This window comes from Enterobacter cloacae complex sp. 418I7 (genome assembly GCF_050030705.1).
GTDB classification, from domain to species: domain Bacteria; phylum Pseudomonadota; class Gammaproteobacteria; order Enterobacterales; family Enterobacteriaceae; genus Enterobacter; species Enterobacter intestinihominis.
In genome coordinates, this window is the sequence record NZ_JBLGUU010000001.1 from 2,536,016 (window position 1) to 2,560,177 (window position 24,162).

At 58.5% G+C, this 24,162-nt stretch carries 15 protein-coding genes; 3 read left to right on the forward strand and 12 right to left on the reverse strand.

Annotation, left to right across the window (positions count from 1 at the left end; genetic code table 11):
- Nucleotides 1-102: 102 nt before the first annotated feature.
- From narI to ACQG0S_RS12245, 5 genes are all read right to left on the reverse strand, one after another.
- Nucleotides 103-780, reverse strand: a complete 678-nt coding sequence (gene narI / locus ACQG0S_RS12225; RefSeq protein ID WP_022648359.1) for a respiratory nitrate reductase subunit gamma — start codon at nt 778-780, stop codon at nt 103-105.
- Nucleotides 780-1,490, reverse strand: a complete 711-nt coding sequence (narJ, locus tag ACQG0S_RS12230; protein WP_022648360.1) for a nitrate reductase molybdenum cofactor assembly chaperone — start codon at nt 1,488-1,490, stop codon at nt 780-782. The genes narI and narJ overlap by 1 nt, the downstream gene beginning before the upstream one ends.
- Complete coding sequence (narH, locus tag ACQG0S_RS12235) at nt 1,487-3,022, reverse strand: nitrate reductase subunit beta (protein WP_032624103.1); 1,536 nt, start codon at nt 3,020-3,022, stop codon at nt 1,487-1,489. The genes narJ and narH overlap by 4 nt, the downstream gene beginning before the upstream one ends.
- Nucleotides 3,019-6,762 (reverse strand): nitrate reductase subunit alpha, encoded by a 3,744-nt coding sequence (locus ACQG0S_RS12240; RefSeq protein WP_046619563.1) that lies wholly within the window; start codon nt 6,760-6,762, stop codon nt 3,019-3,021. The genes narH and ACQG0S_RS12240 overlap by 4 nt, the downstream gene beginning before the upstream one ends.
- 381 nt (nt 6,763-7,143) lie before the next feature.
- The gene (locus ACQG0S_RS12245) at nt 7,144-8,541 is read right to left on the reverse strand and encodes a NarK family nitrate/nitrite MFS transporter (protein ID WP_022648363.1); all 1,398 of its coding nucleotides are present in this window, start codon (nt 8,539-8,541) and stop codon (nt 7,144-7,146) included.
- Nucleotides 8,542-8,850: 309 nt separating this feature from the next.
- Here ACQG0S_RS12245 and narX point away from each other — a divergent pair, with 309 nt between their 5' ends.
- A complete protein-coding gene (narX, locus tag ACQG0S_RS12250) occupies nt 8,851-10,647 on the forward strand; it encodes a nitrate/nitrite two-component system sensor histidine kinase NarX (RefSeq protein ID WP_154051370.1) in 1,797 nt (598 codons plus the stop codon).
- The gene (gene narL / locus ACQG0S_RS12255; protein ID WP_003856701.1) at nt 10,640-11,290 is read left to right on the forward strand and encodes a two-component system response regulator NarL; all 651 of its coding nucleotides are present in this window, start codon (nt 10,640-10,642) and stop codon (nt 11,288-11,290) included. The genes narX and narL overlap by 8 nt, the downstream gene beginning before the upstream one ends.
- A 1-nt stretch (nt 11,291) precedes the next feature.
- On the opposite strand, the gene ACQG0S_RS12260 is transcribed toward narL, so the two are convergent.
- The 7 genes from ACQG0S_RS12260 to nasR all read right to left on the reverse strand — a co-directional run bounded on the left by ACQG0S_RS12260 (nt 11,292) and on the right by nasR (nt 23,684).
- The gene (locus ACQG0S_RS12260) at nt 11,292-12,710 is read right to left on the reverse strand and encodes a YchO/YchP family invasin (protein WP_022648365.1); all 1,419 of its coding nucleotides are present in this window, start codon (nt 12,708-12,710) and stop codon (nt 11,292-11,294) included.
- A gap of 174 nt (nt 12,711-12,884) precedes the next feature.
- Nucleotides 12,885-15,362 carry a nitrate reductase gene (locus ACQG0S_RS12265; protein ID WP_154051371.1) on the reverse strand — a complete coding sequence of 826 codons (2,478 nt, stop codon included), beginning with the start codon at nt 15,360-15,362 and terminating at the stop codon, nt 12,885-12,887.
- Complete coding sequence (nirB, locus tag ACQG0S_RS12270; RefSeq protein WP_154051372.1) at nt 15,359-19,345, reverse strand: nitrite reductase large subunit NirB; 3,987 nt, start codon at nt 19,343-19,345, stop codon at nt 15,359-15,361. Before nirB ends, ACQG0S_RS12265 begins: the two co-directional genes overlap by 4 nt.
- Nucleotides 19,346-19,357: 12 nt before the next feature.
- Nucleotides 19,358-20,146, reverse strand: a complete 789-nt coding sequence (locus tag ACQG0S_RS12275) for an ABC transporter ATP-binding protein (RefSeq protein ID WP_023300285.1) — start codon at nt 20,144-20,146, stop codon at nt 19,358-19,360.
- 9 nt (nt 20,147-20,155) lie between these two features.
- Entirely contained in the window at nt 20,156-21,034 is an 879-nt protein-coding gene (ntrB, locus tag ACQG0S_RS12280; RefSeq protein WP_048966651.1) for a nitrate ABC transporter permease, read from the reverse strand.
- A 2-nt stretch (nt 21,035-21,036) separates the two neighbouring features.
- The gene (locus ACQG0S_RS12285) at nt 21,037-22,284 is read right to left on the reverse strand and encodes a CmpA/NrtA family ABC transporter substrate-binding protein (protein ID WP_022648370.1); all 1,248 of its coding nucleotides are present in this window, start codon (nt 22,282-22,284) and stop codon (nt 21,037-21,039) included.
- Between the two features lie 227 nt (nt 22,285-22,511).
- Complete coding sequence (gene nasR, locus ACQG0S_RS12290) at nt 22,512-23,684, reverse strand: nitrate regulatory protein NasR (RefSeq protein ID WP_048966652.1); 1,173 nt, start codon at nt 23,682-23,684, stop codon at nt 22,512-22,514.
- 73 nt (nt 23,685-23,757) lie between these two features.
- Between nasR and ACQG0S_RS12295 the strand changes: the two genes are divergently transcribed.
- Entirely contained in the window at nt 23,758-24,111 is a 354-nt protein-coding gene (locus tag ACQG0S_RS12295) for a DsrE/DsrF/TusD sulfur relay family protein (protein WP_022648372.1), read from the forward strand.
- Nucleotides 24,112-24,162 lie beyond the last annotated feature (51 nt).

Here is a 24,162-nt window from a genome sequence, read left to right on the forward strand (position 1 = left end):
CGTAGGCCGGGTAAGGCGCAGCCGCCACCCGGCATCCGCACGAAACCCTGGTTCCAGGACAAAAAAAACCCCGCAAATGCGGGGTTGTATCAATACAGCGAATCAGCGACGAGCACGCACGATCTGATATTTGCGCGTCAGGTACTCCACCGGCGCACTCCAGATGTGCACCAGGCGAGAGAACGGGAACAGCACAAACAGGGTCATACCCAGCACCAGGTGAACGCGGAAGATGAACGCCACGCCGTCCAGATGCTCAGAGGCACCACCGCGGAAGGTCACGACAGACTGCGCCCATCCCACCAGCTTCATCATCTCGCTGCCGTCCATATGCTGCGCAGAGAATGGAATGGTCAGCAGACCCAGCGCACACTGCACCATCAGCAGGGAGAGGATCAGGATGTCCGCTCCGGTCGTGGTAGCCCGCACGCGTGGGCTGAACAGACGGCGTTTCAGCAGCAGCAGCCCACCCACCAGGGTCATCACGCCGCAGGCGCCACCGGCGAGCATCGCCATCTTCTGCTTCACTTCAATCGGCAGCCACGCTTCGTACATCCAGTGCGGCGTCAGCATCCCCAGGAAATGACCGGCGAAAATACCCAAAATCCCGATGTGGAACAGGTTTGACGCCAGGTTCATCCCTTTACGATCCAGCATCTGGCTGGAGGCAGCACGCCAGGTGTACTGGCCATAGTCATAACGCAGCCAGCTTCCCACCAGGAACACGGTGCCCGCGATATACGGGTAAATGTCAAAGAAGAACATATTCAGGAAGTGCATTAGTGCTGTCCTCCGTTAGAGATATTCAAATATTGCGGAGCCACCGCTCCGGCAAAACGACGCTGATGCGCGGAGATTTCAGATTCGCCACAGCTCTGGTCAGCAAAGAATTTCACCTGTTCTTCTTCCCAGACGGCATCCAGTGCTTGTGGGGTGTCGTCACGGGCTTCATCCGCAATTTTTTCCGCCACTTTTTGACTGTCAACCGAGGCGTTAGCCAGTTTCACCAGCAAATCGAACAGGACTGCATAATTGCTCTCACGTTGCTGGAGACGTGCGCCGAGCAACGCCAGAATGGGAGCGATGTCCTGCAACCCGCCCAGCGCTTCCTCTTTCGGCAGCTGCGCCAGATATTCCAGGTACAGAGGCAGGTGATCCGGCAGCTCGCGGCTGTCGAGTTGCAAACCGTGCTGCTCGTACTGGGCCATCAGATCCACCATCGCCTGACCACGGTCGCGGGATTCACCGTGAACGTGTTCGAACAGCAATAGAGACGTGGCACGACCACGGTCAAACAGCTGGCTGTAGTCCGCCTGCGCATCAAGAAGATCGCGCGCCAGCAGGTCGCGGAGGAAAATGCCCAGCGTCTGGGCATCCTCTTTATCCAGGTTTTCAGATGACGCGAGTGCATCAAAGAGTTCCTGTTGATGCTGCACAAGCGCAGCATCAGGGTACTCGAGCAGACGCGAAACAATGACGAGTTCAATCATTGGTGCGGCTCCGTTTTGCTGGTCACATCCATCGCGTCGATGCGGCGGCTGTTGAACAGGTTGAATTTGCTGTCTGACCCGTGGCAACCGTCGCCAAAGGTAAAGCCACACCCACTTTTCTCCGGGAAGGCCTCGCGAGCCAGCTCGCGGTGACTGCTCGGCACCACGAAACGATCTTCGTAGTTAGCGATTGCCAGATAGCGGTACATCTCCTGCGCCTGCGCTTCGGTCAGGCCGACCTCTTCCAGCGCGCGGGTATCGTTAACGCCGTCAACGGTTTCCGCACGTTTGAAGTGACGCATCGCCAGCATACGTTTCAGCGCCAGCAGCACCGGCTGGGTATCCCCGGCCGTCAGCAGGTTGGCCAGATACTGAACCGGAATACGCAGGCTTTCCACGTCCGGCAGAATGCCGTTGCTGCCCAGTTCACCTGCGTCAGCCGCAGACTGAATCGGAGACAGCGGCGGCACGTACCAGACCATCGGCAACGTGCGGTATTCCGGGTGCAGCGGCAGCGCCAGCTTCCAGTCCATCGCCATTTTGTACACCGGGGACTGCTGTGCGGCGTCAATCACGCTCTGCGGAATACCGTCTTTCAGCGCCTGCTCGATCACCTTCGGATCGTTCGGATCGAGGAAGACGTCCAGCTGACGCTGATACAGATCTTTCTCGTTCTCGGTGCTTGCGGCATTTTCAATCGCATCCGCGTCGTACAGCAGCACGCCGAGGTAGCGGATACGCCCTACGCAGCTCTCTGAGCAGACGGTCGGCATACCGGCTTCGATACGCGGGTAGCAGAAGATACACTTCTCAGACTTACCGCTCTTCCAGTTAAAGTAGATTTTTTTGTACGGACAGCCGGTGATGCACATACGCCAGCCGCGGCACTTGTCCTGGTCGATCAGCACAATGCCATCTTCTTCACGCTTGTAGATGGCGCCGCTTGGGCAGGTCGCCACGCACGCCGGGTTAAGGCAGTGTTCGCACAGGCGCGGCAGATACATCATGAATGTGTTTTCGAACTGGCCGTACATCGCCTTCTGCATGTTCTCGAAGTTCTGGTCTTTGGCGCGTTTTTCGAACTCGCCGCCCAGAATTTCCTCCCAGTTTGGACCGCTGGTAATTTTGTCCATGCGCTTACCGGTGATCAGCGAGCGAGGACGGGCGATCGGCTGGTGTTTGCTTTCCGGCGCGTTGTGCAGGTTCTGATAGTCGTAATCAAACGGCTCGTAGTAATCGTCGATGCCCGGCAGATGCGGGTTAGCAAAGATTTTACCGAGCAGCATCGCACGGTTACCCATGCGCGGTTGCAGTTTGCCGTTGATTTTACGGATCCAGCCGCCCTTCCACTTCTCCTGGTTTTCCCAGTCGGTCGGGAAGCCGGTGCCCGGCTTACTTTCCACGTTGTTGAACCAGGCGTACTCCATACCTTCACGGCTGGTCCAGACGTTTTTACAGGTGACTGAGCAGGTATGACAGCCGATGCATTTATCCAGATTCAGCACCATGCCGACTTGTGAACGAATTTTCATTTTACGCTCTCCTGTACCTGGTCATTACCTTCGCCATCTAACCAGTTAATATTCTTCATCTTACGTACCACCACGAACTCATCGCGGTTTGATCCTACAGTGCCGTAGTAGTTAAAGCCGTAGGCCAGCTGGGCATAGCCGCCGATCATATGCGTCGGTTTCGGCGTAATACGGGTCACAGAGTTGTGAATACCGCCGCGCTGCTCGGTGATCTCTGAACCCGGCAGGTTAACGATACGTTCCTGCGCGTGGTACATCATGGTCATCCCGGCTGGTACACGCTGGCTCACCACCGCACGTGCCGTCAGGGCACCGTTGCTGTTGAACACTTCGATCCAGTCGTTATCTTCGATACCCAGATCTTTGGCGTCCGCTTCGCTCATCCAGACAATCGGCCCCCCGCGTGACAGCGTCAGCATCAGCAGGTTGTCGCTGTAGGTGGAGTGGATACCCCACTTCTGGTGCGGCGTCAGGAAGTTCAGCGCCTTCTCAGGGTTACCGTTTGATTTCGCCCCCATCACCGCTTTCACGGAGCGGGTATCGATTGGCGGACGGTAAACCAGCAGGCTTTCACCGAAGTCACGCATCCACTGGTGATCCTGATACAGAGACTGACGGCCAGAGAGCGTGCGCCATGGGATCAGCTCGTGAACGTTGGTGTATCCGGCGTTATAGGACACATGTTCATCTTCGAGGCCAGACCAGGTAGGGCTGGAGATAATCTTGCGCGGCTGAGCCTGAATATCGCGGAAGCGGATTTTCTCTTCTTCTTTATTCTTCGCCAGATGCGTATGGTCACGGCCGGTAAATTCACTCAGAGCCGCCCACGCTTTCACCGCCACGTGGCCATTGGTTTCCGGTGCCAGGGTCAGGATCATTTCCGCTGCATCAATTGCCGTGTTCAGCATTGGCTGGCCTTTGGCCGGGCCGTCTGCTTTGGTGTAATTGAGCTTGCGCAGCAGGTCCATTTCGCTCTGGGTATTCCAGGCGATGCCTTTACCGCCGTTACCGATCTTCTCCATCAGCGGACCGATAGAGGTAAAGCGCTCGTACGTTGCCGGGTAATCACGTTCAACCGGAATAATGTGCGGCGCGGTCACGCCCGGGATCAGGTCGCATTCGCCTTTTTTCCAGTCCTTCACGTCAAGCGGCTGCGCCAGTTCGGCAGCGGAGTCGTGCTGGATTGGCAGCGTCACCACGTCGGTCTCTTTGCCCAGGTGCCCTACACAGACTTCGGAGAATTTCTTCGCGATGTCTTTATAGATTTCCCAGTCGCTTTTTGATTCCCACGCCGGGTCAACGGCCGCAGACAGCGGATGAATAAACGGATGCATATCCGACGTATTCATGTCGTCTTTTTCGTACCAGGTGGCGGTAGGCAGCACGATATCGGAGTACAGGCAGGTACTGGACAGACGGAAGTCCAGCGTTACCACCAGATCCAGCTTGCCGTCCAGACCGTTGTCTTTCCATTCAACTTCTTCTGGCTTCACGCCGCCCTGCTTGCCGAGATCCTTACCCTGAATACCGTTTTCGGTACCGAGCAGGTATTTCAGCATGTACTCATGGCCTTTACCGGACGAACCCAGCAGGTTGGAGCGCCAGATGAACAGGTTACGCGGATGGTTTTTGCCGTTCTCAGGCTGTTCTGCCGCAAAACGGATTGAGCCATCCTTCAGCGATTTCACGGTGTAGTCCACCGGTGACATGCCCGCTTTCTTCGCCGCTTCCGCAATGCGCAGCGGGTTAGTGCCCAACTGTGGTGCAGACGGCAGCCAGCCCATGCGTTCAGCGCGCACGTTGAAGTCAATCAGGTGGCCGCTGTAGCGGGATTTATCCGCCATCGGCGACAGCAGCTCCTGCGCGGTCACCGTCTCGTAGCGCCACTGGCTGGAGTGGTTATAGAAGTAGGAGGTGCTGTTCATGTGACGAGCCGGACGCTGCCAGTCAAGGGCAAACGCCAGCGGCTGCCAGCCGGTCTGCGGACGCAGTTTTTCCTGGCCCACGTAGTGCGCCCAGCCGCCGCCGCTCTGCCCGACGCAGCCGCAGAAGATCAGCATGTTGATCAGGCCGCGATAGTTCATATCGAGGTGATACCAGTGGTTCAGACCGGCACCGACGATGATCATGGAGCGACCGTGAGTTTTGTCTGCGTTTTCCGCAAATTCGCGGGCGATACGGGTGATTTGGGCGCGTGGCACACCAGTGATCTGCTCCGCCCAGGCTGGTGTATAAGCCTTCACGTCGTCATAGCTGGTCGCGCAGTTTTCGTCGTTCAGACCGCGCTCCAGGCCATAGTTCGCCATGGTCAGATCGTAGACCGTAGTGACCAGAGCGGTAGAACCGTCCGCCAGTTGCAGGCGCTTAACCGGCAGTTTGTGCATCAGAACGTTTTGCAGCTCAACCTTGTTGAAGTGCTCGGAACCTTCACCACCAAAGTACGGGAAGCCGACATCGGCGATTTCGTCCTGGCTGCCCAGCATGCTGAGGCGAAGTTCTGTCTCTTCACCCGTGTTGCCGTTACGCTGTTCCAGGTTCCATTTGCCTTTTTCGCCCCAGCGGAAGCCGATAGAACCGTTTGGTGCCACCAGCTCGCCGTTGCTGTTGCAGGCGACCGTTTTCCACTCCGGGTTGTTTTCCTGACCCAGCGCGTCCACAAGATCCGCAGCACGCAGCATACGGCCAGCGGCGTAATAGCCGTCACGCTCTTCAAGCATCACCAGCATTGGCATGTCGGTGTAGCGACGCACGTAATCGGTGAAATACTGGCTTGGCTTGTCGAGGTGGAATTCACGCAACATGACGTGGCCCATCGCCAGCGCCATGGCGGCATCAGTACCCTGTTTCGGTGCCAGCCACAGGTCGCACAGTTTGGCGATTTCGGCGTAGTCCGGGGTCACGGCAACGGTTTTGGTCCCTTTGTAACGTACTTCGGTAAAGAAGTGCGCATCAGGGGTACGGGTCTGCGGAACGTTAGAGCCCCAGGCGATGATGTAGCTGGAGTTGTACCAGTCAGCGGACTCCGGCACGTCGGTCTGTTCGCCCCAGGTCTGCGGCGACGCTGGCGGCAGGTCGCAGTACCAGTCGTAGAAGCTCAGACAGGTACCGCCGATAAGTGAAAGGTAGCGCGCGCCGGAGGCGTAAGAGACCATCGACATTGCCGGGATTGGCGAGAAGCCTGCCACGCGGTCAGGACCGTAAGTTTTCACGGTATAGACGTTGGAGGCCGCAATCAGCTCGTTCACTTCTTTCCAGGAAGAACGAACGAAACCACCGCGACCACGCGCCTGTTTGAAGCTTTTCGCTTTGTCGGCGTCCTCGATGATGGATGCCCAGGCATCAACCGGATCGCTGTGCTGCACTTTCGCTTCACGCCACATTTTCATCAGGCGTTTACGCATCAGCGGGTATTTCAGACGGTTGGCGCTGTAGAGATACCAGGAGTAGCTGGCCCCACGCGGGCAGCCGCGCGGTTCATGGTTCGGCATATCCGGACGGGTACGCGGATAGTCGGTCTGCTGCATTTCCCAGGTCACCAGACCGTTTTTAACGAAAATCTTCCAGCTACATGAGCCAGTGCAGTTTACACCGTGGGTAGAACGGACAACTTTGTCATGCTGCCAGCGTTGACGGTAACCGTCTTCCCAGTCCCGGTTGGTATCCAGAACCTGGCCGTGCCCATCGGCAAAAGTTTCACCCTTCTGTTTGAAGTAGCGAAACCGGTCCAAAAATTTGCTCATCGGGTATCTCCTGTGTGGAGCCTGTGGCTCTCTAAATCGACATTGCTGATTTGCAGCGAAGGTAACGCTATGAAAGATGGTGAGAATTGATAACGATCAAGACGGAGGGGGTCTCTGAGGGGGGGTATTAGATCAAATACCACCAAAGCGGTAGCTGTTAATATTTTTTAACTTAATGATTTATATGGATATATTTTATTTATCGTACAATAAGCGGAGCAAAATTTAACATCTTAGGTATTAAGGGGTAGAGACACCTGTAAAGCGATGGCGATCACAGCGTTACCTGTGTGCGACTACGGGAAACGCTATTAGTATGTTGTAACTATTAAGCGATTAAAAAAAGCGCGGCACTCAGGCCGCGCAAACGGATAATCAAGCTTACTTGTTTTTCTTGGTATTACGGCCATATACCAGCCAGGTGATGACCACACAGGCGATATAGAAGACGAGGAATACCTTCATCGCACCCGCCGGAGAGCCGGTCAGATCCAGTGAGATACCGAACGCTTTTGGAATAAAGAAGCCGCCAATCGCGCCAATCGCAGAGATAAACCCAAGCGCCGCAGCGGTATCGGTGGCGGCTTCACGCATCGCCTGCTCGTCGCTCCCGCCCTGCGCTTTCACGCGGTCCATGGTCAGCTTGCGGAAGATGACAGAGATCATCTGGAAAGTAGACGCACTGCCCAGCCCGGCGGTCAGGAACAGCACCATGAAGACGCCGAAGAAGGCAAAGAAGTTACCTCCCTCACCACCCGCAGGCAGCGTCAGGAACAGCAGTGCACAGAAGATGGCCATCAATACAAAGTTCACCAGCGTAACGCGCGTTCCGCCCAGACGGTCGGAGATCATCCCGCCCAGTGAACGTGCCAGCGCGCCAATAAACGGACCGAAGAAGGCAAACTGAAGGATCTGTACGTCCGGGAACTGGGTTTTCGACAGCATGGCAAAGCCTGCGGAGAAACCGATGAACGAGCCGAAGGTCGCCAGATACAGCAGTGCCATTACCCACAGGTGGCCACGTTTCAGAACCGGCAGCTGCTCGCTCAGGGACGCTTTGGACGCGGACAGGTCGTTCATGAAGAACCATGCCGCCAGGGTAAAGACCACCAGGAACGGTACCCAAATCCAGGAGGCATTTTGCAGGAACAGCACTGAACCGTCGGGCTGCGTCACACCGCCGCCGCCAAACGCCGCAAAGATGGAGACCGAGATCGCCAGCGGAGCAATCAGCTGCATCACGCTCACGCCCATGTTACCCAGACCGCCGTTAATGCCCAGCGCACCACCCTGCTTCGCTTTCGGGAAGAAGAAGCTGATGTTTGCCATACTGGACGCAAAGTTCGCCCCCGCAAAACCGCACAGCAGAGAGATAATCACGAACACGCTAAACGGTGTAGAGGTATCCTGCACCGCAAAACCGAGCCACACGCACGGCACGATCATGATCCCGGTACTGAAAGCCGTCCAGCGACGACCACCAAAGACCGGCACCATAAACGCGTAAGGAACGCGCAGCAGTGCGCCTGAAAGCGACGGCAACGCAGTCAACATAAACAGCTGATCGGTGGTAAAGGTAAAGCCCACTTTTGGCAGGTTAACCGCAACCGCACTGAACAACATCCAGACGCAAAACGCCAGTAACAGACATGGCACGGAAATCCACAGATTACGACTTGCTATACGGTGGCCGCGCTGTTGCCAGAACGCCGGATCCTCTGGACGCCAGTCTGTAATAACGGCACCAGTTTCCCTTTCGGGAGCGGAAGAGTGACTCATAGACACCTCTGATTCTCGAATGATGCTGCAAACATTAGGGCTTTAGGGCGGCGGTAAGTTGATATAAATCAAAGGAAAAGTGGGAGGTTTTGCGGCGAAAAAAAAGCCATCACTCTTAATGAGTAGATGCAAATCGTAAAAAAGGTGTGGTTTTTCACGGTGCTGACGCATCCCTGCTTCGTCCACCCACTAACCGTTACCTCCCTGGCAATTTAGAGGTAATCCTTTATTGGTATGGGTATACTCCAGGGTATGCACCAGAATAGCGCCATTCCTGCAATCAGGTCACGTCAGGAGCCCGGCAACTCTATGTTAAAAAGATGTTTATCTCCGCTGACGCTGGTTAACCAGCTGGCGCTTATTGTTCTGCTGTCCACCGCTATCGGTGTGACCGGCATGGCTATTTCTGGCTGGCTGGTACAGGGTGTGCAGGGTAATGCGCATGCCATCAACGAGGCAGGCTCGCTACGTATGCAGAGTTACCGGCTGCTGGCGTCGGTGCCGCTGACGCAGGCTGACCAACCGCTTATCGACGAAATGGAGCGTACCGCATTCAGCCCTGAACTGGAAAGAGCCGCCATCCGTGACGGCCAGCAATCTCAGCTTAAGGCGCTTCAGGGCTACTGGCATACCCAGCTGGAGCCCGGGTTAAAGCGGGCGGAAGACCGGGAAACGGTCGCCCAGGATGTCGCCGGGTTTGTGTCACGCATCGATCATCTCGTCTCCTCGTTCGATCGCACCACAGAGTTACGCATTGACCGCGTAGTGATGGTTCACCGCGCAATGGCGCTGTTTATGGGTTTGCTGCTGATTTTCACGGTTATCTGGCTGCGCGCGCGGTTGCTTAACCCCTGGAAGCAACTCCTGTCGATGGCCCGCGCCGTCACACAGCGCGATTTTACCCAACGCACGCACATCAGCGGGCGCAACGAAATGGCGATGCTCGGCGAGGCGCTCAACACCATGTCGGCGGAACTATCTGAAAGCTACGCGGTACTGGAAAAACGCGTCCAGGAGAAAACCGCCGGGCTTGAGCAGAAAAACGAGATCCTCTCTTTCCTCTGGCAGGCGAACCGTCGCCTGCATATGCAGGTACCGCTTTGCGAGCGTCTCTCGCCGGTACTGAACGGCCTGCAAAACCTGACTCTGCTCCACGATCTTGAGCTACGGGTTTACGACGTTGAAGATGAGGAAAACCATCAGGAATTTACCTGTCAGTCGGACATCTCCTGCGACGATAAAGGGTGTCATCTTTGCCCGCGCGGCTTGCCGCCGCTTACCACCAGCGGCACGACCCTCAAGTGGCGGCTGATGGACAGCCATACCCAGTACGGTATTTTGCTGGCCACCCTGCCCGCCGGACGTCATCTGAGCCACGACCAGCAGCAGCTGGTCGATACTCTTGTAGAGCAGCTCACGGCCACGCTGGCGCTCGACCGTCACCAGGAAAAACAGCAGCAGCTGATCGTGATGGAGGAGCGCGCCACCATTGCTCGCGAGCTGCACGACTCCATCGCCCAGTCCCTCTCCTGCATGAAGATGCAGGTGAGTTGCCTGCAAATGCAGGACGAAGGCATGCCCGAGAGCAGCAAACAGCTGCTCAGCCAGATCCGCAACGAGCTTAACACCTCGTGGATTCAGCTTCGCGAGCTGCTGACCACCTTCCGTTTACAGCTCACCGAGCCGGGGCTACGCCCTGCGCTGGAGTCCAGCTGTCAGGAATTTAGTGCCAGGCTGGGCTTCCCGGTGAAGCTGGATTACCAGTTGCCACCGCGTTTTGTCCCCTCTCACCAGGCGATCCATGTGCTGCAAATTGCCCGTGAAGCCCTGAGCAACGTGCTTAAGCATGCCGAGGCGACGGCCGTCACGGTCACCGTCAGCTGCCAGGATAATCAGGTGAAGCTCAGGGTTCAGGATAACGGCCGCGGCGTGCCGGAAAATGCCGAACGAACGAACCATTATGGTTTAATCATCATGCGAGACCGCGCGCAAAGCCTGCGCGGTGATTGCCAGGTTCGCCGGGGAGAGTCAGGTGGCACCGAAGTCGTGGTCACCTTTATACCCGAAAAGCCCCTCATAACTGCTCAAGGAGAAAACCATGACTAATCAGGAACCGGCATCTATCCTGTTGATTGACGATCATCCGATGCTGCGCACTGGCGTTAAACAGCTTGTCAGCATGGCGCCCGATATCACCGTCGTCGGGGAAGCCAGCAACGGCGAACAGGGTATTGAACTTGCCGAATCGCTCGATCCTGATTTGATCTTGCTCGATCTCAACATGCCGGGCATGAATGGCCTGGAAACCCTCGACAAGCTGCGGGAGAAATCCCTCTCTGGCCGGGTGGTGGTCTTCAGCGTCTCAAACCATGAAGAAGACGTGGTCACCGCCCTCAAGCGGGGGGCAGACGGCTATCTGCTGAAAGATATGGAGCCGGAAGATCTGCTCAAGGCGCTGCAACAGGCTGCCGCAGGCGAGATGGTGCTGAGTGAAGCGTTAACGCCGGTACTGGCCGCCAGCCTGCGTGCGAACCGCGCCACGTCTGACCGTGACGTCAGCCAGTTGACCCCGCGCGAGCGCGACATTCTGAAGCTGATTGCTCAGGGTCTGCCGAACAAAATGATCGCCCGCCGTCTGGACATCACCGAGAGCACGGTCAAAGTGCATGTCAAACACATGCTGAAGAAAATGAAGTTAAAATCCCGCGTCGAAGCCGCCGTCTGGGTGCATCAGGAGCGCATTTTTTAACTTACTCATCCGGCAGCAACTTCCACCGTGGATCGTCGGCAGGCATTGCGACGAGCGGTTGCACCACGGAAAGCGTGATCTCATTGGAGGAGACACGCTGCCCATCCTTATCTTCCACCACGGCCGTAAGCCGCCATTCGTTTTTCGCCCCTTCCGCGTCGTTCCAGGCGGGCATGATTATGCTCCAGCCATCGCTGCTGTTGCTGTTTGCCGGTGAGGTCAGGCTGAGCGCCTGGGTATCACCCAGCCAGTGGATCTGACGGATACCGTGCGTGCTGCGAATTTGCAGCTTCAGCATCACAGTTTCGCCTGGCTTAAGATCCCACGGCGGCGTGGCCAGATAGACCGAGAGGGTTTTACGCTGACGGAATTCCATCACGGGCAGATTATCACGCTCAGGTGAATCATAGCGGCTGCCCCGCAGCGAGCGCGTCGCCGCCACTTCCCCGGCGGAAAGCTGTTTCGCCAGCGGCACGCCAAAGCGATAGTTTAGCTTCAGCCCGAGGTTATTCTGGCTAACGCCGCTCTCCCCCTGCTTATGGGCAGCCGTCAGGGTGACCAGCGGAACGGGGGTATAGTTCAGCCCCAGGTTGACCGCAACCGGGTTGTGATACCCCGTACCGCTGTTAAACAGATCGACGTTATCGCCAAAATACTGTTCAAAGCTGACGCTGGTGTTCAGGTGATGAAACCAGGGAAGCCAGGCTTTGGCCGTTACGTCGTACCCGCGCGCCATGCGCTGCTCCCGGATGTCGGAACGCGGCTGCCAGCCAGCGAACGGCTGGTAGTAATTGGCCGACAGGCGAAGGTTTTCGCCCCACGCCTCTGCGCCCAGTCCGGCACGTTGCAGGTTGTCTTCCAGCAGGTTGTCGTAAAAAGTGTTGTAGCCCAGCAGCCAGTTTCCGGCAACCCAGCGCTGCCCGATCCCGACGTTGCTCACCAGCCCGTCTGTCTGCTGCGTCAGGCCAAGCTGGCTCCAGCTCAGATAGCGGGTGTTGTCGCTCCAGGGGATAAACCAGCTTCCGCTGCTGCCGTTAAAGTTACCGTCGTCATCCACCAGTACATTGACATTGGCGTTACCCCAGGGGGAAAGCCAGGATTCGATCTGCTCGTTGACTTCCCCGCTGACGGCATCCCGCACCTTGCCAAACGCGAACTGTCGCGCCTGCTGCCCGGCCGTCAGGCCGTTATCGATCATACTGGCTTCACCGAAGGCCTTTGCCATTTCAGCCAGGTGCTTTTCGCCTTCGGTAGTCGGTTGCGCCATACCGAGATCCGGCAGACTATCGCCGTTGTTATCAAACGGATTTTGCGCCTGCTGCACGAAGGATTTCGGCGCACCGTGAACGGCTCCAGCCGTAAAAAGGGGGAGTAACAGCAAAAAACGGATGCGGGACGATACAGCCTTCAACGTCGTCAATCAGAACCTGTGTTTATGAACAAACACTTATTATGTTAACGCCATAAGCCCTGAAAACCAGTCTTAACAGAAATTTCAGGAATATCCTGAACAGAATTGTCGGGTGGCGGCTTCGCCTTACCCGACCTACAAATTCGTGCCGGTGCGAAGCCGCCACCTGACGCCTTTACACTATTATCCCAACAACCCTTTCAGCTCCGGCAGGCAGGAGCCGCAGTTCGTACCGCAACGCAGCTTCACGCCCAGCGCTGCGGCAGAATTACAGCCTCCGGCTATCGCCTTACGTATCGTATTTTCACCCACGCTAAAGCAGCTACAGATAATTCGCCCGGGATCGGCATCTTCGCCCGGCCGTTGTCCCTGCAGCAGCGCGTGGCGTTCAGCGAGTTGTACGGGCGCAGCAGCAAAGGCTTCTTCAATAAACGCATGCGCCAGCGCCGGCAGCGTATGGCCCTCCCAGTAGCCCAGCATCAGCTCGCCGTGATGCCAGGCGAGCACGCTGCTGCGTTCTCCCGTCTGTGCCACCTGTAACTGCCAGCCCCGACCGCTGGCGTACGCCATGACCCACGACAGCAACGGCTGCTCCCCCGCCACCGTCAGACGTGAGGCTTTACGCCACCAGCATACCGACGGCGGCAGCGCTGGCAACTCGCGGGCATACAGCTCCCCCTGCCAGGCGGGTAGCCAGGGCAGGATCCTCACCGCGGTTTGTTTACTCTCCGGCTGGCCGGACCAGGCATCAACCCGCCCTTCCACCAGCGCGTTGACCTTCCCCTGCCGGGCAAACTGCGCGTTCCAGTGCATCGGCGCAAACAGCTCGCCCGCACGCTGTGCGGTAGAGATACGTACTCTGGCAACCATGACCCCGCGCGGGGAACTTATCCGCGCCAGCTGGCCGTCAGTCAGCCCCGCGCGCGCCGCATCGGTTGCGTTCATCTCAATAAAAGGCTCATCGATATGCTGCATCAGGCGCGAAACATATCCCGTGCGCGTCATGGTGTGCCACTGATCGCGGATCCGCCCGGTATTCAGTATCAAGGGGTACAATTCGTCGACGCCTGCCCCATGTGAGAAAGGATCAACCGGTACAAGATTTCTTTGCGGGAAATCACCGGCATGCCACTGATAAGGCGCCAGCTCGTCCCACGCCTCTCGCGACAGCGACGCCAGTTCGCGCAGGTTTAGCGCCCGTTCGCCGTTATTTTCAAACGCCGTCAGCGCCGCATGTTCACAAAATATCTCATGAGGGTGTTCCCAGGCGAAGGCATCGCCATAACCGAGCTGCTCTGCGATCCGGGCGATGATCCACCAGTCCGGTCTGGCCTCGCCCGGCGCAGGCAGAAACGCGCGCTGGCGCGAAATACGCCGCTCGGAATTGGTCACCGTTCCGTCTTTTTCGCCCCAGCCCAGGGCGGGAAAACGGATATGAGCAAACCGGCTGGTGTCCGTCTCCTGCATCACCTCAGATACTATGACCAGCGGGCAGGCTGCCAGGGCCTGGCACACCGCGTGGCTGTCGGGAAGTGACACGGCAGGATTGGTGCCCATGATCCACACCGCCTTCACCTCGCCGTGGGCAATCGCGTCAAACAGCTCTACCGCCATCAGCCCCGGCGTTTGTGCCAGCCGCTCGGTTCCCCAGAAACGCGCCACACGCGAAAGATCGTCCGGCTCGAAGTTCATGTGCGCCGCCAGCTGGTTCGCCAGCCCCCCCACTTCCCGCCCGCCCATGGCGTTTGGCTGTCCGGTCAGCGAAAACGGGCCGCAGCCCGAACGGTTGAACTTCCCGCTGGCAAGATGCACGTTAATGATGGCGTTACACTTGTCGCTGCCGCTGGAGGACTGGTTGATCCCCATGGTGTAGAGCGTGATCGCGCGTGGCGCAGTGACAAACCAGTCGTAGAAGGTGCCAATCTCGTCTGAAGGCAGATCGCAAAACGCGGCCACGTGAGGAATCGGCCACTCGCCGCTACCCTGAATCAGTTTGAGCAACCCCACAAACAGCCCGGCGTCGCTGCCGGGCTTAAGCGCCAGATGCAGGTCAGCGACATCGCAGGTGGCGGTTTTACGCGGATCGATCACGACCACTTTCATCTGCGGGTTGCTGCGTTTTGCCTGCACCAGCCGCTGATAAAGCACCGGATGCGTCCAGGCCGCGTTTGAGCCAACGAGTACCACCAAATCGCTGTTTTCCACGTCCTCGTAGCTGCACGGCACAATGTCTTCACCGAAGGCGCGTTTGTAGCCCACCACCGCTGACGACATGCACAGCCGCGAGTTGGTATCAATGTTCGCCGCCCCGATAAAGCCTTTCATCAGCTTGTTGGCCGCATAGTAATCCTCGGTCAACAGCTGGCCGGAGGCATAAAACGCCACCGCCTGCGGCCCCCATTCGTTGATGATCTTCCGTAGCCGCTCGCCCGCTTCACCCAGCGCCTGCGGCCATGCCACCTCCATGCCGTCAACAACCGGGCGCAGCAGACGTCCCTGCAACCCCGTCGTTTCCCCGAGGACAGATCCTTTTACGCACAGGCGACCAAAGTTCGCCGGATGAGTTTCATCCCCACGAACGCTTACCGCGCCATCTTCCACACTGGCGACCACGCCGCAGCCCACCCCGCAGTAAGGGCACGTTGTACGGGTTTCCGTCATGAGGCCTCCGCACGCATCACCAGCTCTTGGCTTCCAACCCAAACCTTGCCGTTTTCAATTTTTACCGGCCAGGCGCGCACCACGGGTTCGCCGTTCTCCACCTGACATCCATCGCGCAGACGTATGCGCTGCTTATAAAGCGGGGAAATCACCACCGGCTCGCCCGCTGCATCGCCAAGGATGCCGCGCGAAAGCACGTTCGCGCTGCTGCCCGGCTCCAGGTCGTCCAGGGCATAAACGGACGTTCCAAAGCGGAACAGCGCAATCGGTTTTCGGCCAAGCCGCGCGCCGATGCCCGCCTGCTCGGGGATATCATCGATGCCGCAAATTTCCTGCCAGCGCTTGCTCTCCGCCGCGGCAGGGACATTCACCGCGGTGCGGAACAGCGCCAGGCGATCAGGATCGTTGAGGGTGGTTTGCCATTCGCACTGATAGGTCTCCACCACCCGGGCCATCTCCTGCTCCAGCTCGTGGGCGATCCCCAGGCTGTCGTTGAGGATCACCTCGCGCAGATAGTCGAGGCCGCCTTCCAGATTATCCATCCAGGTACTGGTGCGTTGCAGACGATCTGCCGTGCGAATGTAGAACATCAGGAAACGGTCAACGGTGCGGATCAGCGTTTCGTCGTCCAGATCGCTGGCAAAGAGATCCGCGTGGCGCGGCTTCATCCCGCCGTTGCCGCACAGATAAAGGTTCCAGCCCTTGTCCGTGGCAATCACCCCCACGTCTTTGCTCTGCGCCTCTGCGCACTCACGGGTACAGCCGGAGACCGCCATTTTGATTTTGTGCGGCGCACGTAACCCCTTGTAGCGATGCTCCAGTTTGACCGCAAGGCCGGTGGAGTCCTGCACGCCATAGCGACACCAGGTCGACCCGACGCAGGATTTCACCGTGCGCAGGGATTTCCCGTACGCATGTCCGGTCTCAAACCCGGCCTCCACCAGCGCCTGCCAGATTTCCGGCAACTGTTCGAGCGTGGCGCCAAACAGGTCAATACGCTGTCCGCCGGTGATTTTGCTGTAAAGGCTATAGCGTTTCGCAATCTGGCCTATGGCGATCAGCCCGTCGGCCGTCACTTCCCCGGCAGGCATGCGCGGCACGATGGAATACGTTCCGTCCTTCTGAATATTGGCAAAGTAGCGGTCGTTGGTGTCCTGCAGCGGCAGATGCGCCGGTTTCAGCAGGTATTCGTTCCAGCAGGAGGCCAGCACTGATCCCACCAGCGGTTTACAGATCTCACAGCCGTGCCCCTGACCGTAGCGGCTGATAAGCTGGTCGAAGGTCCGGATATGGTTGACGCGCACCAGGTGGTATATCTCCTGACGCGAGTACGGGAAGTGCTCACAGATATCTTTTTTCACCTCCACGCCCTGCTCCGCAAGCTGGAACTCCATCACCTGCTTCACCAGCGCGCTACAACCTCCGCAGCCGGTCGCCGCTTTGGTGCACTGCTTAATGGCGCCGATATCCGTTGCGCCCGCGCTTACCGCCAGGCAGATATCCCCTTTGCTGACGTTATGACACGAACAGATCTGCGCGCTTTCCGGCAGCGCCGCCACGCCCAGCGCTTTTGGCGTGCAGCCTGACGACGCGGGTAAGATCAGCGTTTCCGGCTCTTTTGGCAGACTGATGCCGTTAAGCATCATCTGCACCAGCGTGGCGTATTCGCTGGCATCGCCCACCAGCACGCCACCCAGCAGGGTTTTGCTGTCGTGACTGACCACAATTTTTTTGTAGATTTGCTGCGGCCCGTGCGTCCACTGGTAGCTCAGCGCCCCCGGCGTGCGCCCGTGGGCATCGCCAAACGACGCCACATCCACACCCAGCAACTTGAGTTTGGTACTCATATCCGCGCCGGTGAAGCGCTTCTCCTCACCCGCCAGCACAGCGGCGGCCACGCGCGCCATCTGGTAGCCCGGGGCCACCAGGCCAAAGATTTTCCCCTCCCACAGCGCGCATTCCCCGATGGCAAGCACGTCCGGATCGGAGGTCCGGCAGCCGTCGTCAATACAGATCCCGCCGCGCTCGCCAATAGCCAGCCCGCTGTTGCGCGCCAGCGCGTCCTGCGGACGAATACCGGCAGAGAAGACGACCATGTCCGTTTCCAGCTGTTCACCCTCGGCAAAACGCAGCACCAGCCCGTCGTCTGCGGTGGCAATCTCCGTCGTCGATTTACTGGTGTGTACCCCTACGCCCAGCGCCTCAATTTTCCTGCGCAGCATTGCCGCACCGTCGCTGTCGAGCTGCACCGCCATCAGGTTCGGCGCAAACTCCACCACGTGGGTTTCCAGCCCTAGCTGCTTAAGCGCATTCGCCGCCTCCAGCCCCAGCAGGCCGCCGCCAATTACCACGCCGCGGCGAGAGCCTGCCGCATGGGCCGCAATGTTGTCCAGATCGTCGAGGGTGCGGTAGACAAAACAACCCGGCAGATCGCTGCCCGGAACGGGCGGTACGAACGGGTACGAGCCGGTCGCCAGCACCAGCTTATCCCAGTGGGTTTCATGGCCGCTGGCGGTACGCACAACGTGTGCATCACGATCGATAGCGACAATCTGCTGCGAGAGGCGCAGCTCAATGCCGTTTTCGGCAAAGAACGCCCCCGCCACCAGCGAGAGCGAGTCCGCGCTGCGTCCGCCAAAATATTCCGACAGATGCACGCGGTCATAGGCCGCATAGCGCTCTTCGCCAAAAACAATAATCTGATACTGCTGATGCAAATTGCGGTTAACGCAGTCTTCGAGGAAATGATGGCCGACCATACCGTGCCCAACCACCACCAGAGTAGGTTTTGTCATAGCGTTCTGTCCTGCAACCTGCGGTTGCGTTGTGAAACGATCGAACAGCCAGTCCGCGTGGGCGGGCGCAGCCGTTGCCAGTAAATCGGTAAAGGTTGCCGCGCTGCGGCAGTCACCCAGCAGCAGCACGCCAGCCAGCGTCCCCTGATGGATCAGTAAACGTCGATAGTGACGGGTCAGCGGATCCCATGAACTCCATACCACATCGTCCGCCTGCGCCGTCGCGCGTCCGAGGCTGAACAGCTCCACGCCGGTCACCTTAAGACGCACGCCGTTGTCGGTCCGGGTAAACGGCGCGGTGATCTCCCCGGCCAGCCGCGCGGCGAGAATATCCGCCTGCGCCAGACAGGGGGCGACCAGGCCAAATGTCTGGCCGTCAATTTCACAGCACTCGCCGATGGCGTAGATATCCGGCACGGAGGTTTGCATCTGGTGATCCACCACGATGCCGCGCGCGCAGTGAATGCCGCTGGCTTTTGCCAGCGCAACGTTGGGTTGTACACCCGTGGCCAGCACCACGCGCGCGGCGGTGACGCTGTGCCCGTTGAGTAGCGTCACGCTCTTGCCGTTAATCGCCGCGATGCCAGAGGCGAATTCACAGCTAACACCCCGCGCCGCCAGCGCCTCTTCAAGCAGCAGTCCCGCCTGCTGATCCAGCTGCTGTTCCATCAGCCAGGGACCACGATGGATAAGCGTGACGTTGTCACCGTTGCGCGCCAGCGCTGCCGCTGCTTCCACGCCAAGTACGCCACCGCCCAGCACTACCGCCGGACCGGAGAGGTTCTGGATGGCGCGGGTCTCTGCCAGGGTGCGAAAGGTGAACACATGCGGCGCATCGCCGCCGGGGATCGGCGGCACTACAGGGGTAGACCCGGTGGCAAACACCAGCGCATCCCAGCCCAGCGTGCGAGCAGAGGTACGCACTTTACGCGCGTTAACGTCTACTGCGAGCACCGTTTCTCCTCGCAGCACCGTCACGCCTCGTGCCGTGTACCAGTCTTCATCGTGCAGACAGATGTGCTCCGCCTGCTTTTCACCACTCAGCACCGGCGAAAGCTGGATGCGGTTGTACGCCTGCTCCGGCTCGTCACCGATGACGGTGATAGCGAAACGACCGGGCACACGCCCGGTGAGCGATGCAATCAGCCGGGTTGCCGCCATACCATTACCGATAATGACCAGTCGCATCGTGCCCCCTCATTACGCCGCTTTCGGCTGTTTTTCGTAGAGGAAATGGAGGATCTGCTGGCGCATATGGTGATAGCGGCTATCGTCCGCCAGCTGCACCCGGTTGCGCGGGCGCGGCAGATCGACGCGCAGGATCTCACCCACGGTGGCCGCCGGGCCGTTGGTCATCATCATTACGCGGTCAGAGAGCAGTACCGCCTCGTCCACGTCGTGAGTGATGAGCACGATGGTGGTGTTCAGCGCCTGCTGGATCTGCATCACCGAGTCCTGAAGATGGGCACGCGTCAGCGCATCGAGCGCGCCAAACGGCTCATCCATCAGCAGCACTTTCGGCTTCATTGCCAGCGCCCGGGCAATACCGACGCGCTGCTTCATACCGCCGGAGATCTCCCCGGGGCGCTTATTCAGCGCGTGGCCCATCTGCACCCGGTCGAGATTGTGCTCAATCCACTCTTTGCGCTCGGCCTTACTCATGGTGCGACGGAAGACCTGATCCACCGCCAGCGCCACGTTGTCGAAGCAGGTTAACCACGGCAGCAGCGAATGGTTCTGGAACACTACCGCACGCTCAGGCCCCGGCCCGGCGATTTCGCGGTTGTCGCAAATCAGCCCGCCTTCCGTCGGCAGCGTGATCCCGGCGATCAGGTTTAACAGCGTCGACTTGCCGCAGCCGGAGTGACCAATCAGACTGACGGTTTCGCCCTCGTGGATATCAAAAGAGACGTTTTGCAGCGCCAGAAACTCGCCGCTGGCGGTGGAAAAACGCTGGCTCACGGCCTGGACCTGAATTAAAGGTTTCATCTTCACTCCTTATTTTTCCTGCCAGCTAAAGCGACGGGCGATCAGCATCAGCCCCTGCTCCAGCAGCAACCCGACCACGCCAATGATGACGATGGCGATGAGAATGTTTTCAACGTTGAGGTTGTTCCACTCATTCCAGATCCAGAAGCCAATGCCTAAACCTCCGGTGAGCATCTCGGCGGCGACAATCACCAGCCAGGCAATGCCAATGGAGAGACGTACCCCGGTCAACACCGCAGGCAGCACGGCGGGGAAAAGAATGCGGCGCATGATGGTCCACTCTGAGAGTTGCAGCACCCGGGCCACGTTGAGGTAGTCCTGCGGAATACGGCGCACCCCTTCGGCGGTGTTAATGACCATCGGCCAGATGGAGCAGATAAAAATGGTCCAGCTCGACGCGGGCTCCGCTTTCTGGAACAGCAGCAGGCCGATAGGCAGCCAGGCCAGCGGGCTGACCGGACGCAGGAGCGCGATCAGCGGGTTGAACATGCGGGAGAAAAAGGTGAAGCGCCCAATCAAAAAGCCCAGCGGAATGCCCGCCAGCGCCGCCAGACCGAAGCCGATGGCGACGCGCTGCAACGACGCCAGCACGTTCCAGCCAATGCCCATATCATTTGGCCCGTCGCGATAAAACGGATCGGCAAACAGGGTCATGGCCGAATCGAGCGTGCTGAGCGGCGTCGGGAAACCTTTACTGTTTATCGCCGCCAGCTGCCAGAGCACCACCAGCAGACCGAGACCGAGCAGCGCCGGGATGACGCGCTGTAAAAACTCATTCATCCGACGCGTAAACGCTGGCTCACGACGGCGAACCTGTAGCGGAGGCAGGACAATCACTTCCCCGCTCTCTGACTTCTCTTGTGGTTGCGTATTTTGCAGATGCTGCATACTCAGGCCCCTTTACGGTGAATGGCGAAGCGGTTGGCATACCCTTCCGGATCGGTGCCGTTCCAGACGGTGCCGTCCATCAGGGTACTGCTGCGATACGGTGATGACGGTGTGGACATGCCGCCCACGGCGGTCGCGGCATCCTGCCAGACCGCGGTCTGGTTAATGCGCTGTGCGATGCCCGCATAATCCGGCGCGGCGTTGAGCAAGCCCCAGCGACGGAACTGGGTTAAGAACCACATGCCGTCGGAGAGATACGGGTAGCTCACGGCACCCTCATTGAAGAAACGGATCGGGTGCGCATCCTGCCAGCGCTGACCGAGCCCGTTGTCGTATTCGCCGAGCATGCGTCCGGTGAGGTACTGTTCCTTGCAGTTGAGCCATGCGCGGCGCGAGAGGATCTGCGCGGTTTCACGTTTGTTTTCCGCTGACGCCTCGATCCAGCGCGCGGCCTCCATCACGGCGCTCACCAGCGCCCGTGCGGTGTGCGGATTTTTCACCACCCAGTCGCGTCGGGTGCCGAGGATCTTTTCCGGGTGATCGGCCCAGATGGACTGTGACGTGGCGGCGGTAAACCCGATGCGGTCGTTAATCGCCCGAGCGTTCCACGGCTCGCCGACGCAGAACCCGACCATGTTGCCGATGCGCATGTTCATCACCATCTGTGGCGGCGGGACCACCACAGTGCGCACGTCGTCAAACGGGTTAATGCCCGCACTGGCCAGCCAGTAGTAGAGCCACATAGCGTGTGTCCCCGTAGGGAAGGTATGCGCGAAGGTGTAGGTTCCCGGTGCTTGCTGTGTAATCAGCTTTTTCAGCCCGTCGAGATCACGAACGCCCTTCTCCGCCAGATCGCTGGAGAGCGTAATGGCCTGACCGTTCTGGTTGAGAGTCATCAGGTTCGCCATCTGCTGCGGCTTGCCCGCGATACCCAGCTCCAGTCCGTACAGCAGGCCGTAAAGAATGTGTGCGGCGTCCAGCTCCCCCGCCACCAGCTTGTCGCGCACCGCCGCCCAGCTCGCCTCCTTGGTAGGTACAATGGTAATGCCGTGTTTTTTATCGAACCCTTTCAGGGCCGCGATAACCACTGGCGCGCAATCGGTCAGGGGGATAAACCCGATACGCACGGTATCCTGCTCCGGCTTATCTGACCCCGCCGCCCATGCGGCCTGCATGACACCCGGCAACAGCATCGCACCACTCGCCAGCATGCTGGCCTGCAATAACCGCCGTCTCGACAAATCCGCCATAATTGCTCCTGAAAAAAGGAAAAAAAAAGCGCCCGACGGTGCTGAAGCACCGCTGGACGCCTTTATCCCGAAGACGTATGCACCGCCGTTGGCGCATCGTCAAAAATAGTTAATCTGTTAATGCAAAGGTGATGCCAGCTTTTTAACCCCGGCGTTACGGGGTTTCTGCAAGGAGAGCGCTGTTTTACGCACCTCAATCAGGCATTAAATGCCCACTGACTGTGCAACTACTCCCCAGGGGGTATCTTCCACAGATTTTTCACCGTAAGGAGCGCACGGGCGATATCCACCATGCGTTGGTTTTTATCCATCGCCATTTTGCGCAGGGCTGTCCACGCCTGCTCCTCGCTCATGTTCTGATGCGTCATTAGCACGCTTTTGGCCTTGTCGATGGTCTTGCGCTCCTCCAGCGTGTCGCGCAGGGAAGCAAGCTGACGGGAGAGTTGCTCAATTTCACGCGCCTGCTGGCGCACCAGCGGCAGCAGTGGTCTATCCGGAAATCGCGCCAGGATATCGTCGTACTCATCGTCTATGTGCAGGTTTTCGCTATAGCGACGCTCCTCAACTGCCGTCATCAGATCGGCAATGGCCACCTCCTCCAGCGTGCGCAGATGTTCAAGACGCGCGGTTTGCAGGGCAAACCATTTGAGAGCGGTATCGCCATTATCTGCCGGAGGCTGGCGGGTGCACGCTTCACGCCTGAGTTTTTCAGTCTCCAGACCCGGCTGACAGTTGAGGGTAAACGTCTCCTGCACGTCTGGAGTGCAATGGGAGATAAAAACCTCAAAGCAGGCCTGCTGGCCATCAATGCGATCCACCAGCCGCTGGCGAGTTTCATCGTCAAAGAATCCCTGGGTGAAACCAATAGCCCCTAACGCCCGCTCTTGTCCCACAAGTTCTTTGCCCTGCATCAGGCTGTAAAGGGCCACAAATCGGCCCGCGATGTGCGGATCGTCAATGCTGTCGCTGAGTTGAGGTACGATATTGAGCAGATGCCGCAGTATGCGGCTGTAGTGTTCCATCGCCTGCGGCGCGGTGACGCGTTGACCTGTAACGCCATCACGCAGCACCATCAGCGTTTCAAGGCCGTGCAGTGCACTGGCGATACGTTCGCAGAGGGCGCTGCCCGGCAGCGGTTCGCTAAACAGGAGGTGCAATGCCGCAAGGTTTTCATCCACCAAAGCCCTGCTGGCCTTGCATTCAGGCCCGTACAATTTACCCTGCGAGCAGAGCCAGACATTTGACGCACCGCGTTCGCACTGTAGCATATGCACCAGTCGACTGATGCCGTTCACCAGTGCGCCCAGCTGCGCTAATCTGCCGAGCTGTTCCTCCCGCAGCATTCTTGCACGCTGGAACCATTCGGTCGCGCCAGGCGAACTGCCAGCCACTATCGTCATCGTTTCTCTCTCCGATACATATTCTTCGGTATGAGAAGCAATATTCGTGCCTTTTCAAAGAACAGGAGTCAACATGCAGAAGATTGTGATCGTCGCCAACGGTGCGGCCTACGGCAGTGAATCCCTTTTTAACAGTCTGCGCCTGGCAATCGCGCTGCGCGATAAGGAGAGTGAGCTGGAGCTGCGCCTCTTTTTGATGTCCGATGCCGTCACGGCCGCGCTGAAGGGGCAGAACCCCGCTGAGGGCTACAACATACAACACATGCTGGAGATCCTGACCGCGCAAAACGTTCCGGTCAAGCTGTGCAAAACCTGTACCGACGGTCGCGGCATTACCGGGCTGCCCCTGATTGATGGCGTGGAAATTGGCACGCTGGTTGAACTGGCTGAATGGACTCTTACCGCTGATAAAGTATTAACTTTTTAATAATACATCGCTAAAAATATTATTTTCTTATGGACGCGGTTTCAGCATCAA